13 protein-coding genes are annotated in these 13,189 nt (G+C 73.3%); 10 read left to right on the top strand and 3 right to left on the bottom strand.

Translation table 11 applies throughout. From position 1 onward, the window contains the following. Nucleotides 1-24 precede the first annotated feature (24 nt). Nucleotides 25-702, bottom strand: coding sequence for a hypothetical protein (locus tag ACH65_RS12225; RefSeq protein ID WP_049622882.1), 678 nt, complete (start codon nt 700-702; stop codon nt 25-27). Between the two features lie 203 nt (nt 703-905). On the opposite strand from ACH65_RS12225, the gene ACH65_RS12220 reads away from it, so the two are divergent. The 9 genes from ACH65_RS12220 to ACH65_RS12180 are packed head-to-tail and all read left to right on the top strand — an operon-like array spanning nt 906 to nt 10,601. Beyond that, on the top strand, nt 906-1,856 hold the full coding sequence (locus tag ACH65_RS12220; RefSeq protein ID WP_049622881.1) for a tetratricopeptide repeat protein: 951 nt from the start codon (nt 906-908) through the stop codon (nt 1,854-1,856). 5 nt (nt 1,857-1,861) lie between these two features. Then, nucleotides 1,862-2,737, top strand: a complete 876-nt coding sequence (locus ACH65_RS19870) for a NifU family protein (protein WP_161805611.1) — start codon at nt 1,862-1,864, stop codon at nt 2,735-2,737. After that, nucleotides 2,734-3,900 (top strand): NHL repeat-containing protein, encoded by a 1,167-nt coding sequence (locus tag ACH65_RS12210; protein ID WP_153242581.1) that lies wholly within the window; start codon nt 2,734-2,736, stop codon nt 3,898-3,900. The genes ACH65_RS19870 and ACH65_RS12210 overlap by 4 nt, the downstream gene beginning before the upstream one ends. 17 nt (nt 3,901-3,917) lie before the next feature. Next, nucleotides 3,918-6,239: a carbamoyltransferase HypF gene (hypF, locus tag ACH65_RS12205; RefSeq protein WP_049622878.1), complete on the top strand. Its 2,322-nt coding sequence runs from the start codon at nt 3,918-3,920 to the stop codon at nt 6,237-6,239. An 11-nt stretch (nt 6,240-6,250) separates the two neighbouring features. After that, a complete protein-coding gene (locus ACH65_RS12200) occupies nt 6,251-6,532 on the top strand; it encodes a HypC/HybG/HupF family hydrogenase formation chaperone (RefSeq protein WP_049622877.1) in 282 nt (93 codons plus the stop codon). Beyond that, the gene (gene hypD / locus ACH65_RS12195; RefSeq protein WP_049622876.1) at nt 6,529-7,656 is read left to right on the top strand and encodes a hydrogenase formation protein HypD; all 1,128 of its coding nucleotides are present in this window, start codon (nt 6,529-6,531) and stop codon (nt 7,654-7,656) included. Before ACH65_RS12200 ends, hypD begins: the two co-directional genes overlap by 4 nt. Further along, nucleotides 7,653-8,702 carry a hydrogenase expression/formation protein HypE gene (hypE, locus tag ACH65_RS12190; protein ID WP_049622875.1) on the top strand — a complete coding sequence of 350 codons (1,050 nt, stop codon included), beginning with the start codon at nt 7,653-7,655 and terminating at the stop codon, nt 8,700-8,702. The genes hypD and hypE overlap by 4 nt, the downstream gene beginning before the upstream one ends. A gap of 8 nt (nt 8,703-8,710) precedes the next feature. Beyond that, on the top strand, nt 8,711-9,046 hold the full coding sequence (locus ACH65_RS12185; RefSeq protein ID WP_049622874.1) for a hydrogenase maturation nickel metallochaperone HypA/HybF: 336 nt from the start codon (nt 8,711-8,713) through the stop codon (nt 9,044-9,046). Between the two features lie 37 nt (nt 9,047-9,083). After that, nucleotides 9,084-10,601, top strand: coding sequence for a sigma-54-dependent transcriptional regulator (locus ACH65_RS12180; RefSeq protein ID WP_049622873.1), 1,518 nt, complete (start codon nt 9,084-9,086; stop codon nt 10,599-10,601). A gap of 15 nt (nt 10,602-10,616) precedes the next feature. Here the strand turns inward: ACH65_RS12180 and ACH65_RS12175 are convergent, their stop codons facing one another. Together ACH65_RS12175 and ACH65_RS12170 are read right to left on the bottom strand one after the other, a co-directional pair. Further along, a complete protein-coding gene (locus ACH65_RS12175; protein ID WP_049622872.1) occupies nt 10,617-11,669 on the bottom strand; it encodes a HoxN/HupN/NixA family nickel/cobalt transporter in 1,053 nt (350 codons plus the stop codon). A gap of 2 nt (nt 11,670-11,671) precedes the next feature. After that, nucleotides 11,672-12,136, bottom strand: coding sequence for a hydrogenase maturation protease (locus ACH65_RS12170; RefSeq protein WP_049622871.1), 465 nt, complete (start codon nt 12,134-12,136; stop codon nt 11,672-11,674). Between the two features lie 251 nt (nt 12,137-12,387). Between ACH65_RS12170 and ACH65_RS12165 the strand changes: the two genes are divergently transcribed. Then, entirely contained in the window at nt 12,388-12,825 is a 438-nt protein-coding gene (locus ACH65_RS12165) for a GNAT family N-acetyltransferase (protein ID WP_049622870.1), read from the top strand. The last annotated feature ends 364 nt before the right edge of the window (nt 12,826-13,189 follow it).

Below are 13,189 nucleotides of genomic sequence, written 5' to 3'. Positions count from 1 at the left end.
CGCCTCGCCCCGAGGGCGCCGCCGTCACGGCGCGAAGTGCAGCCCGGCGAGTGCCTCCCTCAGGCGCCGCTGGGCCACATCGCGCGGAAACGGCACCTTGCGCGGCGGGTCGTAGACTTCCGGCGAGCTGCCGATGACCAGAAGGTCGATCGCATAGCAGCGGCCGCGATGGACGGCGCGGTAGGTCTCGGCCACGACGTAATGGTTCATCCCCGCGTCGCCCGCCTGCGCATGGCGGAACGGCACGCCGTCGAGCTTGACCGTTTCTTCCTTGGGCTCATCCTCGTCCTCATAGGCGTTGGAGGCCGGTTCGAGGCAATGGGCGAGGTCCTGCGCGTCGGTGCTGGTGCCCAGGCGCAGCTCGGCCGCGGTGATCTCGTTGGAGCCGTCGAGGACCAGGGCCAGGGCCGGTTTGCCGTGGCTCTCGGAATCGGCCTCGAGTTTCCAGGCGTCGGGGTCGAAATAGTCGCGCTTGAAGTCGTGGCGCAGCGTCATGCCCGGCGGGACCACGATCGAGATGCCGAGGGCGTCGTCGCGATAGGCGGGCGGCGACGCGGGTGCCGGCGTCGGCACCCGCGTCGGTGCCTTGGCGACGCTGGCCACGCTGCCGGAGTGGTCCTGCGGTGGCTTCTGCCGTTGCCCGCAGGCGGCCAGCAGCAGGCCGAGGCAGGCGAGGGCGGCGAAAGCGGGGAGGCGTGGCATGGCGGCTTCCTGTCCGTTGGGGGAAAGGCCATGTTGGCACGGGAGCGATGCCACGTCTCCGAGACAATTCCAGGGCGCACGGCGGCCGGGTGCCAAGCAGGTTTGCAGTTTTGCAACGATGGTTGACAGGGTTGGGACCGCGCGGCAGCTTGGCGGCAACCTTCAAGACATCTGCCGCGGCCGTCTCCACGCCGCCCCGCCGTATGCCCGCCGAACCCACCCCGGAAGCTTCCAGCGCCCTGAGCGACATCCAGCTGCGCACCGCGCTGGCGATGGCCGAAGACTCGCAGGCCAGCCCCGCGCAGCGGGCCGAGATGCTGATGGAGATCGCCATGGGGCTGCAGCAGCGGCCGCGCCACGCACGCCAGCTGCACGATGCGATCGCGCTCTACCGCCGCGGCCGCGAGCTGGCGCCGCCCGGCTCGGTGCTGGCGGCCCGGCTGCTGGCCCGCGAGGGCACCGCGCATCAGGCCCTGCCCGACGGCGGCACGGCGTCGCTGCGCGCGGCGCTGGACTGCTACGAGGCGGCCCGCCCGCGGCTCGCCGCGCAAGGCGGCCCGGCGGAGCAGGCCGAGCTGGAGATGAACGCGGGCCTGGTGCTCCAGGCCCTGGCGCAGGAGGGCGCAGCCCGCATGCCCGACGCGCTGGCCTGCTACCAGCAGGCGCTGCGCGTGTTCACCGCGCGCGACTACCCGCGCGAATTCGCGATCCTGCACAACAACCTCGCCATCGCCTACCTCTCGATGGGCGGCGGCGGCCGCGGGGCGCTGCGCGAGGCACTGGCGATGCAGTCGTTCGAGCACGCGCTGGCCGCCATCAACCGGGTCGATCACCCGGCCGAATACGCCATGACCCAGAACAACCTGGGCAACGCCCTGCAGTACCTGCCCAGCAGCCATCCGCTGGACAACCTGCACCGGGCCATCGCCGCCTACGACGAGGCGCTGACGGTGCGCGACCGCCGCCATACGCCGCTGGAATACGCCCACACGCTGGCCAACAAGGCCAACGCGCTGTCCAACCTGCCGGCGGCGGAGGGCGCGGCCCGCGCGCGCGTGCTGTACGGCGAGGCGCTGGACGTGTTCGAGCAACTGGCGATGGCCGGGCAGGCGGCCACCGTGCGCGCCGCGCTGGCGGAACTGTCGGCAGCCTGATGGCCGTGTCCGCGACCCGTGAGGCGATGGCCGACGCCGGCGAGCAGCTGGCTGTGCTGGCCGGCCGCGTCAGCGAACTCCAGGCCGCCGCCGCGCAGCTGCCCGGCGAGCAGCGCGCGCTGTTCGAGCAGTTGCAGCATGCGATCGAGCAGCTGCACCGCGAGGCCCTGCTGCGGCTGGTGCGCGGCTTGCGCGAGGAGGCCGCCGCCGCGGCCCGCCTGCGCGAGGTCGTGCGCGATCCGCTGGTGTTCGGCGTGCTGCGCCTGCACGGCCTGGTACGCGACCCGCTGGAGCAGCGCGTGCGCGCTGCGCTGGCATCGGTGCAGCCGATGCTGGCCCAGCACGGCGGCGGCGTGGAGCTGGTGGCGGTGCTGCCGCCCGACGCGGTGGAGATCCGCCTCATCGGCGCCTGCCGCAGCTGCCCGGCTTCCATGCAGACCCTGCGCCATGGCGTGGAGGCCGCCTTGCGCGAGCAGGCGCCGGAACTGATGCGCATCGTAGAGCTGGGCGCCGATCCCGCCGCGGCGGATCGCGGCGCGCAGGCGGTGAGCCCGTTCTCGCCCGCGCCGGGCGGCGGTTTCGTCGACCTCTGCGCGCTGGAGGAGCTGCCGGCGGACACGCTCGTGGGGCACCGGCTGGGCGGGCGCGAGCTGCTGCTCTATCGCCGCGGCGACCTCGTCCACTGCATGGACAACCGTTGCCTGCACCTGGGGCTGCCGCTGTCCGGCGCGGCGGTGGAGGACGGCGTGCTCACCTGCCGCCACCATGGCTTCCGCTACCGGCTCGACAACGGCGACTGCCTCGACCTGCCGGGCGTGCGCCTGCCCCATCACGCCGTGCGCCTGCGGGCCGGGCGCGTCGCGGTGAAGCTCGGCGCATGAGCCGGCCGCTTGCCGAACCGCCGCGGCGGGTTTCGTTGGCGCCGCCGCGCGAGCGGGCCGCCGCGCCGCATGCCCTGGCCGGGGGCGGGCCGGCGGTGATCCTGGGCGCGCAGTCCGAATGCGCGCCGATCCGCCCCGATGCGCGCAGCCTGTTCGGCCCGCGCGGCGCGACCGTCACTGCGGACGGCTGCCTGTGGGTGGCGGACACCGGCCATCATCGCCTGCTCGGCTGGCCGGCGCGGCCGGCCGCCGACGGCGCCGCGGCCGGCCTGCTGCTCGGCCAGCGCGATGCCGGCGGCGAGGCGCGCAATGCCGGTGGCGCCGTCGAGGCAGGCGGGTTCGCCATGCCCACCGGCCTGTGCGCGGTGGGCGAGGGGCTGGCGGTGGCCGATGCCTGGAACCACCGCGTGCTGCTGTGGCGGCGGGCGCCGCGCCGCTCGGGCCAGCCGCCCGACCTGGTGCTGGGGCAGGGCGATTTCCGCGCCGGGGCGATCAACCGCGGGCGCCCCGGGCCCGACGCGGACACGCTCTACTGGCCCTACGCCGTGCACTACGACGGGCAGCGCCTGTGGGTGGCCGATACCGGTAACCGGCGCGTGCTGCGCTGGGACCGCCTGCCGGGCCACCACGGCACGCCGGCCGACGCGGTGCTGGGCCAGCCCGATTTCCGCCAGCGCGACGAGAACGCCGGCGCGGTGGGCGCCGGCTCGCTGCGCTGGCCGCACGCGCTGGCGCATTGGCGCGGCGCCCTGGTGATCGCCGATGCCGGCAACAACCGCGTGCTGTGCTGGCGGCAGGCCGCGCCGCCGAGCGGCTGCGCGGCCGACGCGGTGCTGGGGCAGGCGGACTTCCATGGCCTCGACCACAACCGCGGGCACTACTGGCCCACGGCCGGCAGCCTCAACATGCCCTACGGCCTCGCCGTGCTGGGCGAGGCGCTGCTGGTGGCCGACACCGCCAATTCGCGCCTGCTGCGCTATGACACGTTCGGGCCTGCCACGGCGCTGGCCGGGCAGGCGGGCTTTGCCGACAAGGGCGACAACCGCTGGCAGCGGATGGCGCGCGACACGCTGTGCTGGCCCTACGCGGTGGCCGCCCACGGCGACACCGCCATCGTGGTCGATTCGGGTAACAACCGGGTGCTGCTATGGCCGCAGCGGTGAGGTGCCAGGAACCGGCCATGGCGGGCCTGCGGCTGGAGCTGCGCGGCATCGTGCAGGGCGTGGGCTTCCGGCCGTCGGCGCTGCGGCTGGCGCGCGAGCTGGGCGTGGCGGGCGAGGTGCGCAACGCCGGCAGCGCGGTGGTGGTCGAGGCCTACGCCGACGCGGCGCGCCTGGAGGCCTTCGCCGCTGCACTCGCGGCGCTGCGCCGCGGCGGCGCCCAGGTGGACCGCGTGCGGCGCGAGGTCATCCCCGTGCCGGCTCCGCCGCCTGCGGACTTTCGCATCGCGGCCAGCACCGACGAGGCGCCGGGCCTGGGCGTGGCGCGCGACCTCGCCGCCTGCCCGGCCTGCGTGGCCGAGACGATGGACCCGTTCTCGCGCCGCTACCGCTACCCCTTCACCGCCTGCACCGACTGCGGGCCGCGGCTGTCGGTGATCACCGGCACGCCCTACGACCGCGCCAACACCACCCTGGCCGGCTTCCCGCTGTGCGCCGACTGCGCCGCCGAATACGGCGAGGTGGCCGACCGGCGCTTCCATGCCGAGGCCAACGCCTGCTACCGCTGCGGCCCGCGCGCCACGCTGAGGCGGATGGATGGACGTCCGTTCGCGCTCGACGCGCTGACTTTCCTCGACGACGTCGATGCCGCGGCCAGCCTGATCCGGCGCGGCGAAATCGTGCTGGTGAAAGGGCTAGGCGGCTACCAGCTGGCCTGCGACGCCGCCAGCGAGGCCGCGGTGGCGAGGCTGCGCGCCGTCAAGCGGCGCGACGGCAAGCCTTTCGCGCTGATGGCGCGCGACCTGGCCATGCTGCGCGAGTACTGCGAGGTGGAGCCTGTCGCGGAAGCGGAACTGGCGAGCGCGGCCGCGCCGATCGTGCTGCTGCCGCGCCGGGCCGGCGCGCCAGCGCTGGCGGCGGGCATCGCGCCGGGCCTCTCGACCCTGGGCGTGATGCTGCCCTCCACGCCGCTGCACCACCTTTTGTTCAAGCGCCTGCGCGCGCCGATGGTGCTGACCAGCGGCAACCTCAGCGGCCAGCCCCAGGCCACCGGGCCGGCCCAACTCGCGGCGCTGGAGGGCGTCGACTGGGTGCTCGACCACGACCGCCCCATCGCGCGCCGGGTGGACGACTCGGTGGTGCGCATCGTGGCCGGCCGGCCGCGCCTGCTGCGCCGCGCCCGCGGCTACGCGCCGGCGCCCCTGCCGGTGCCGCCGGGCTTCGACGCCGCGCCGCGCGTGCTGGCGCTGGGCGGCGACCTCAAGAACAGCTTTGCCCTGGTGCACGAGGGCCAGGCCATCCTCTCCCAGCACATCGGCGACCTGCACGATGCTGCCTGCCTGGCCGACTGGGAGGCCGCGCTGGCCGACTACCGGGCCTTCTTCCGCTTCCAGCCGGACCTCGTCGCCTGCGACCGCCACCCCGGCTACCTCTCGCATGCCCATGCGCTGGCGCACTACCCGGAACAGGCCGTGCCGGTGGGCCATCATCATGCCCACCTGGTCGCCTGCCTCGGCGAGCATGGCTGGCCGCTGGAGGGCGGGGCGGTGCTCGGCGTGGTGTTCGACGGCCTGGGCTACGGCGACGACGGCGGCCTGTGGGGCGGCGAATTCCTGCTCGGCGACTACCGCCGCTGCCGGCGCCTGGCCAGCCTGCGCCCGATGCCGCTGCCCGGCGGCGACCGCGCCGCGAGCGAGCCGTGGCGCAACCTTTATGCGCACCTCGTCCGCTGCCTCGGCTGGGAGCGGTTCGAGCGCGATTTCGCCGGCCTCGGCCTCCGGCGCCGCCTGGCCGCGCTGCCGCACGGCCTGCTGCAGCCGATGCTGGCGACCGGCCTGCAGGCGCCACCGAGCAGCAGCGCCGGGCGCTGGTTCGATGCCGTGGCCGCCGCGCTGGAGCTGTGCTTCGAGCGCATCGGCTACGAGGGCGAGGCGGCGATCCGGCTGGAATCCTGCGCCGCCGGCGCCTGGCCGGTGGAAGCGGGTTACCCCTTCGCCGAGACCGTCGCCGACGGCCTGCCACGCCTCGACCCCGCCCCGATGTGGCCGGCGCTGCTGGCGGACCTTGCCGCCGGCTGCGCGCCGGCGCGGGTGGCCGCGCGCTTCCACGCCGGCCTCGCCGACGCGGTGGCGGCGCTGGCCGGCCGGCTCGCCGCCGCCCACGGCTGCGGCACGGTGGCGCTCTCCGGCGGCGTGTTCCAGAACCGCCTGCTGGCCGAGCGCGTGGTGCAGCGCCTGGCCGCCTGTGGGCTGGCGCCGCTGCTGCCCTCGATGCTTCCCGCCGGCGACGGCGGCCTTGCCCTGGGCCAGGCGCTGATCGCGCTGGCCCGTTACTGCCGATGAGGTAATCACCCATGTGTCTTGGTATTCCCGGACGGATCGAGTCGATCAGCGACGCCAGCGCCAAGCTGGCGGTCGTGGACGTGCTCGGCGTCCGCCGCGAGGTCAACATCGCCTGCGTCGCGCCCGACGGCGGGCCGCTGGAGGATTGCGTCGGCAGCTGGGTGCTGGTGCACGTGGGCTTCGCCATGAGCCGCATCGACGAGGAGGAGGCCCGCCTCACGCTCGAACTGCTGCACGCCCTGGGCGAGGCCCAGGCCGAGGCGGCGGCCCTGCGGGAAGGCGCGCGCGCATGAAATTCATCGACGAGTTCCGCGACCCCGGACACGCCCGCGCCCTGGTGCGCGACATCGGCGCCACGCTCGAACGCCTCGGCGCCACCGCCGAACGGCCGGTGCAGATCATGGAAGTATGCGGCGGCCACACCCACGCGATCTTCCGCTACGCGCTGAAGGACCTGCTGCCGGCCAGCCTGGAGTTCGTCCACGGGCCCGGCTGCCCGGTGTGCGTGCTGCCGATGGGGCGGGTGGACGACTGCATCGCCATCGCCCGCCAGCCCGGCGTGATCTTCACCACCTTCGGCGACGCCATGCGCGTGCCGGGCTCGGCCATGAGCCTGCTGCAGGCGCGCGCAGAGGGCGCCGACGTGCGCATGGTGTATTCGCCGCTGGACGCGCTGGCCATCGCCCGCGCCAACCCCGGGCGCGAGGTGGTGTTCTTCGGGCTGGGCTTCGAGACCACCATGCCCTCCACCGCGCTCACCGTGCTGGAGGCCGAGCGGCAGGGCGTGGCGAACTTCAGCCTGTTCTGCAACCACATCACCATCACGCCCACGCTGCGCGCGCTGCTGGATACGCCGGACCTCAACATCGACGGCTTCATCGGCCCCGGCCACGTGGCGATGGTGATCGGCAGCGAGCCGTTCGACTTCATCGCCCGCGACTACGGCCGGCCGGTGGTGGTCTCCGGCTTCGAGCCGAACGACATCCTGCAGTCGCTGTGGATGATCCTGCGCCAGCTCGAGCGCGGCGAGGCGGCGGTGGAGAGCCAGTACGCGCGGCTGGTGCGGCCGGGCGGCAACCCGGCGGCGCTGGAGGCCATCGCCAGGGTGTTCGAGGCGCGCGAGTTCTTCGAGTGGCGCGGGCTCGGCTCGATCGACGCCTCGGGCGTGCGCATGCGCGAGGCCTACGCGCGCTTCGACGCGGAGCGGCGCTTCGCCATGCCCAACCTCGCCGTCACCGACCCGGCCGAGTGCCAGTGCGGCGAGGTGCTCAAGGGGCTGATCAAGCCCAGCCAGTGCCGCGTGTTCGGCGGCCGCTGCCGGCCGGAGACGCCGCTCGGCGCCCTGATGGTGTCCAGCGAGGGCGCCTGCGCGGCCTACTACCAGTACGCCCGGCCGGACGCGGAGGCCGCGGCATGAGCCCGCCCGAGACGCTGCCCGCGCGCTGGCAGGGCAAGACGATCACCCTGGCCCATGGCGCCGGCGGGCGGGCCATGCGCGAGCTGATCACCGAGCTGGTGCGGCCGGTGTTCGAGAACCCCTTGCTTGCTCCGCTGGAGGACCAGGCGCGCATCGACCCGGCCGTGCTCGACGGCGGCCAGCTCGCCTTCACCACCGACAGCTACGTGGTCTCGCCGCTGGCCTTCGCCGGCGGCGACATCGGCCGCCTGGCCGTCTGCGGCACCGTCAACGACCTCGCCGTGGGCGGCGCCCGGCCGCTGTACCTGAGCTGCGGCCTGATCCTGGAGGAAGGGCTGCCGCTGGAGACGCTGTTCGAGGTGCTGCGCAGCATGCGCCGGGCGGCCGACGAGGCCAGCGTGAGCATCGTCACCGGCGACACCAAGGTGGTGGGGCGCGGCAGCGGCGACCAGGTCTTCATCAACACCGCCGGCATCGGCGCCATCCCGCCCGGTCGCGCCACCGGGCCGGCGCAGGTGCGGGCGGGCGACCGGCTGGTGGTCAACGGCACCCTGGGCGACCACGGCATCGCGGTGCTGGCCGCGCGCAACGAGCTGGCCTTGCAGATCCCGGTGGAGAGCGACAGCGCGCCGCTCAACGGCCTGGTGGAGGCCATGTTCGCCGCCGCGCCGCAGCTGCGCTGGCTGCGCGACGCCACCCGCGGCGGGCTCGCCACCATCGCCAACGAGTTCGCCCAGGAGGGCGGCTTCGGCCTGCTGCTGGACGAGCTGGCGCTGCCGGTGCGCGATCCGGTGCGCGGCGCCTGCGAGATCCTCGGCCTCGACCCGCTCTACCTCGCCAACGAGGGCAAGCTGGCGGCGATCGTGCCGGCCGCGCAGTGCGAGGCGCTGCTGGCGGCGATGCGGGCGCATCCGCTGGGCCGCGAGGCCTGCGCGGTGGGCGAGGTCCGCGAGGCCTCGCCCGGGCGCGTGGCGGTGCGTTCGCGCTTCGGCGGCGAGCGCATCCTCGACCTGCTGCTCGGCGAGCAGCTGCCGCGGATCTGCTGAGCGCGGGCATGCACGAACTGGCGATCACCCGCAACCTGGTGGCCATCGCCGGCGAGCATGCCGGCGGCGCGCGGGTGCGCCGCATCCTGCTGCTGCTCGGCGAGCGCTCCACGCTGCTGCCGGAGGCGGTGCGCTTCTGCTTCGAGGCGATCGTGCCGGGCGGCCCGCTCGAGGGCGCCGTGCTCGACATCCGCGCGGTGGGCGAGGGCGAGGGCTGTCGCGACTGCGGCGCGCCGCGCGCCGGCGACGCCGCGGCGTGCCCGGCCTGCGGCGGGCGCGAGAGGCAGCGCTACAGCGGGAACGAGGTGCTCATCAAGTCGATGGAGGTGGAAACATGCGAGTGAATCCGTCGTGCCGCCCCGGCCGGCAGGGTAGTGCCGCATGAACCTGCCGCCGCAGACCATCGTGCCCCTGCTCGAAGCGCTGGAGGCCGAGGCGACCCGCTCGCACGAGTGGCGGGTGGCCCTGGTGGGCCGGCGGCTGGCGCGCGACGCGCGGCTGCGCCGCCGGCTGGGCACCGACTACGCGGTGAGCGTGCACGACCGCGCCCGCGAGGCGCTGGCCGCGCTCAACAACGAGGAAACCCGCGCCGACCTGGTGATCGTGGAACAGGTGCTGGTGGACGGGCGCGGCGTGGACCTGCTGCGCGAGCTGCGCGTGCACCACCGCGACACGGTGCGGGTGATGGTGCTCGACAACGACGCCACCCAGGTGGTGCGCGACGCCATCAACGACGCGGCGATCTACCAGGTGATCATGGCGCCCTGGCAGCCCGAGCAGGTGCACCTCTTGGTGCGCCGCGCGCTGGAGGCCCGCGAGCTTTCGCGCATCCACCGCTACCTGTCGCGCCAGCTCAAGTTCACCGACCGCACCGTGCAGCCGCCGGACCCGGTGCACAAGGCCATGCGCGAGATCTACACCTTCGACCGGCTGGTGTTCGCCAGCACGGCGATGGCCGAGGTCTGCAACTTCGCCCGCAAGGCCTCGCTCACCGACCTGCCGGTGCTGATCGAGGGCGAGACCGGCACCGGCAAGGAGCCGATGGCGCGCGCCATCCATCTCTTCAGCCAGCGCCACAACCTGCTCTTCATGCACGTCAACTGCGCGGTGGAGACGGACGAAGCCCTGCGCGCGGTGCTGTTCGGCCGCCCCGACGGGGAGCGCGGCACGCAGCCCGGGCTGCTGGTGGCGGCCGAGGGCGGCAGCGTGTTCCTGGACGGCATCTCGGACATCTCCCAGGCCACCCAGGCGGCGCTGCTGCGCTTCCTGCAGGCCGGCGAGCCGCCGCAGGCGGGGCGGGGCGTGCGCATCATCGCCAGCAGCGACCGGCCGCTGCGGCCGCTGGTGGCGCAGGGCAAGTTTCGGCGCGACCTGTACTACCGCCTGCGCGGCTTCGAGCTGCGCATTCCGCCGCTGCGCGAGCGCCGCGAGGACATCCCGCCGCTGGTGGCGCACCTGCTGGAGAAGTACTCGGGCAACATGGGTCGCCACGTGGCCGGCATCACGCCCGAGGCGCTGGCCTGCCTGGGCGCCTACGACTTCCCCGGCAACGTGCGCGAGCTGGAGAACGAGGTACGCCGGATCATGGCGCTGATCGACGACGGCGAATTCATCACCGTGCGTCACCTCTCACCGGAGATCTCCAGCGCGCGGCCCGCGCCGCCCTCGCCGCCGGCCTGCGCGAGCCTGCTGGACCTGCCGGGTGGCACGCTGAAGGAGAAGGTGGAGACGCTGGAGGCGCAACTGGTGCGCGACGCACTCGATTGCTGCCACTGGAACCACAGCAAGGCGGCGCGCGAGCTGGGCCTGTCGCGGGTGGGGCTAGCCAACAAGATCAAGCGCTACGCCATCCGTCGTGCCGGCCTGCCGCCGCCGGCCGGGCGCGAAAGGGCCGACTGAGGAGTCGGCCCCGCGCTAGCCGAGCCGCGCAAAGCGCCGCCAGCGGAACAACAGCATCGAGCCCAGCCAGGCGGCGACGAACAGCCCGATCATCAGATAGCCGTACCGCGACAGCGCGGCGTTGGCGGCGCCGACCCAGGCCCACGCGCGGCCGTCCGGCTGCAGCTTGCCGGCGATCAGGCCCAGCGCCTCGACGCCGCCGATGCCCAGTGCCAGCACCACCGACAGCAGCGTGAGGCCGAGGTTGTACCAGAGCTTGCGCAGCGGGTCGCGGTAGGCCCAGCCGTAGGCCCGGGTCATCAGGATGCTGTCGGTGGTGTCGATGAGGGTCATGCCGGCCATGAACAAGAGCGGCAGCAACAGCACGTCGAGCAGCCCCGACCCCTGGCTGATGCCGTCGCCGGCCATCACGAACAGGCCGATCTCGGAGGCGGTGTCGAAGCCCAGCCCGAACAGCAGGCCGATCGGCAGCATGTGCCAACTCCTGCCGACCAGCCCGAACAGCGAGCGGAACGCGCGCGCCAGCAGGCCACGCTGCTGCAGCAGCATCTCCAGCCGGGGATGGTCCAGGTGCCGGCCCTCGCGGAAGCCCCGGAACATGCCCAACAGATCGCGCAGGATGAACAGGTTGGCCAGTGCGATCAGCAGCAGGAACAGCGCCGAGACGCCGGTGCCGATCACGCCGCCGAGCTCGTGCATGGCGTTCCAGTGCCGCTTCACCGCATCGCCGGCCAGGCCCAGCGCGCCGACCGCGCACAGCACCACCAGCGAATGGCCGAGGGAGAAGAACAGTCCCACCGCCTGCGGTGCGGTGTCCTGCTGCATCAGCTTGCGCACCACGTTGTCGATGGCGGCGATGTGGTCCGGGTCCACCGCATGGCGCAGGCCCAGCAGCCAGGCCAGGAAGGCCGTGCCGAGCAGGGCCGGGGCATGCGCGTGGCGCTCCAGCACATAGGCCCACAGCGCCAGGTTGAAGCCCGCCAGGCCAAGCAGCAACGCCACCGACGGCTTGTGCCGCAGCCACGCCGGTAGGCCGGCGGACGAGGAGGCGGAAGGATAGACCCGCATGGCTAGCGACGGCCTTCGATCATCGCCGCCAGCGCCTCGACCGTGCGCTGCACGCCTTGTTCGACCGACGTGCTGAGGCCAATGCCGTAGCCGAGGTGTTCGGCCTCGATCAGGAACACCTCGACGCGGTCGAGGAAGCCGCCGTCGTTGAGCTGGCCGGCCGCGTAGAGTGCGTGGTCCCAGCGCAGGCCGTGCTGGCTGAACAACGGCGCCTGCGGGCGCAGCGCCTCGCGGGCGGGCAGCCGGAACACCTCGCCGGGGCGGCTGCCGCTGCGGCAGGCGTCCACGATCACGGCCCGTTCCACGCCGCGCAGGGCATACACCACGTCCATGCCCGCGCTGCCGGCATCGACGAGGCGCAGCCCCGCCGGCGGCGGCGCCAGCCGCCGGTGCAGGCGCGCGATCACCTCGGGCCCGGCGCCGTCGTCCTGCCGCACCGGGTTGCCGCAGCCCATCACCAGCAGCATGGGCGTTCCATGCGCTGTCGCAAAACGGCGAGGCGGGCCCGGCTCACGCGGCATGTCCCGCGTCGCGGCGGGTGGCCGGCATCTGGCATGGGTGGGGAGGCGTGCGATGAATCCGGAGGCATGCGATCGTAGGGCGCGAATCGGTGGGAACGCCTTCAGCGCCTGTCGAGAAAGCGGCTATTGGAAAAGGAGCCGGCCATGCCGGTCAACGCTTGGCGCAAACCGCAAACCAAGTAGACAGGAGCAGGGCGATGGTCATCGCTGTCCGTCCGGCGGCCCGGCACGACCGGCCGGCCTTGCGGCAGCTGTTCCTGCAATCGCGCCGCCGGACCTTTGCCTGGCTGCCGGCCGGCGATTGCCGGCTGGAGGATTTCGACGAACAGACCCGCGGCGAATCCCTGCTGCTTGCGGAAGACGCGCAGCGGAACATCGCCGGCTTCATCGCCGTGTGGACGCCGGACCGTTTCATCCACCATCTGCATGTGGCCGAAGACAGGCAGCGGCAGCGGATCGGCCGGATGCTCCTGGCCGCCTTGCCCGGATGGCCGGTGGCGCCGTACCGGCTGAAATGCCTGTGCCTCAACGTGCGTGCCCTGGCGTTCTACCGGACCTGCGGTTTCATCGAGGTCGGCTCGGGCACGGTGCCGGAGGGGGATTTCGTCCTGCTGGAAGCCGGCGGCGGGGGCTGAAGCTGCTGCGTGTCTGCGCGAGGAGCATGCAATGGTCCGGGCGGTGGTCCTGTAGAGCCTGTTCACGATCTTGCCGTTGGCGTGCCTGGGCCATGGAGCGCGTTTTGCGGTAGCCATGAGTGAGGGAATGCAGTGACTCAGCCCTACCCACTGCTCTTGCTCGTCGTTCCGGCGTAGGCTCGACAAGCGCGCAGCGCGCAGAACGTCCGAAGGACGGCCCCACAGGGGCGAGCGAAGCGAGTCACCCAGAGCGGTCACGCCTTGCTCGAAACGTGTCGCGGCCCTGGCCGGCCGTCGGCCGGGGTTTCGCTCATCTGCCGATGAGCGAGTTACTTCTCTTTGCGTGCCCACGCACGCGCATGGA

It is taken from the genome of Frateuria defendens (genome assembly GCF_001182895.1).
Lineage (GTDB): Bacteria > Pseudomonadota > Gammaproteobacteria > Xanthomonadales > Rhodanobacteraceae > Frateuria_B > Frateuria_B defendens.
This window is presented reverse-complemented; position numbering and strand designations above follow the sequence as displayed.

Coding starts and splice junctions, on each gene's coding strand:
- ACH65_RS12225 (WP_049622882.1), bottom strand. CDS start 702: ATGCCACGCCTCCCCGCTTTCGCCGCCCTCGCCTGCCTCGGCCTGCTG.
- ACH65_RS12220 (WP_049622881.1), top strand. CDS start 906: ATGCCCGCCGAACCCACCCCGGAAGCTTCCAGCGCCCTGAGCGACATC.
- ACH65_RS12210 (WP_153242581.1), top strand. CDS start 2,734: ATGAGCCGGCCGCTTGCCGAACCGCCGCGGCGGGTTTCGTTGGCGCCG.
- hypF (WP_049622878.1), top strand. CDS start 3,918: ATGGCGGGCCTGCGGCTGGAGCTGCGCGGCATCGTGCAGGGCGTGGGC.
- ACH65_RS12200 (WP_049622877.1), top strand. CDS start 6,251: ATGTGTCTTGGTATTCCCGGACGGATCGAGTCGATCAGCGACGCCAGC.
- hypD (WP_049622876.1), top strand. CDS start 6,529: ATGAAATTCATCGACGAGTTCCGCGACCCCGGACACGCCCGCGCCCTG.
- hypE (WP_049622875.1), top strand. CDS start 7,653: ATGAGCCCGCCCGAGACGCTGCCCGCGCGCTGGCAGGGCAAGACGATC.
- ACH65_RS12185 (WP_049622874.1), top strand. CDS start 8,711: ATGCACGAACTGGCGATCACCCGCAACCTGGTGGCCATCGCCGGCGAG.
- ACH65_RS12180 (WP_049622873.1), top strand. CDS start 9,084: ATGAACCTGCCGCCGCAGACCATCGTGCCCCTGCTCGAAGCGCTGGAG.
- ACH65_RS12175 (WP_049622872.1), bottom strand. CDS start 11,669: ATGCGGGTCTATCCTTCCGCCTCCTCGTCCGCCGGCCTACCGGCGTGG.
- ACH65_RS12170 (WP_049622871.1), bottom strand. CDS start 12,136: ATGCTGCTGGTGATGGGCTGCGGCAACCCGGTGCGGCAGGACGACGGC.
- ACH65_RS12165 (WP_049622870.1), top strand. CDS start 12,388: ATGGTCATCGCTGTCCGTCCGGCGGCCCGGCACGACCGGCCGGCCTTG.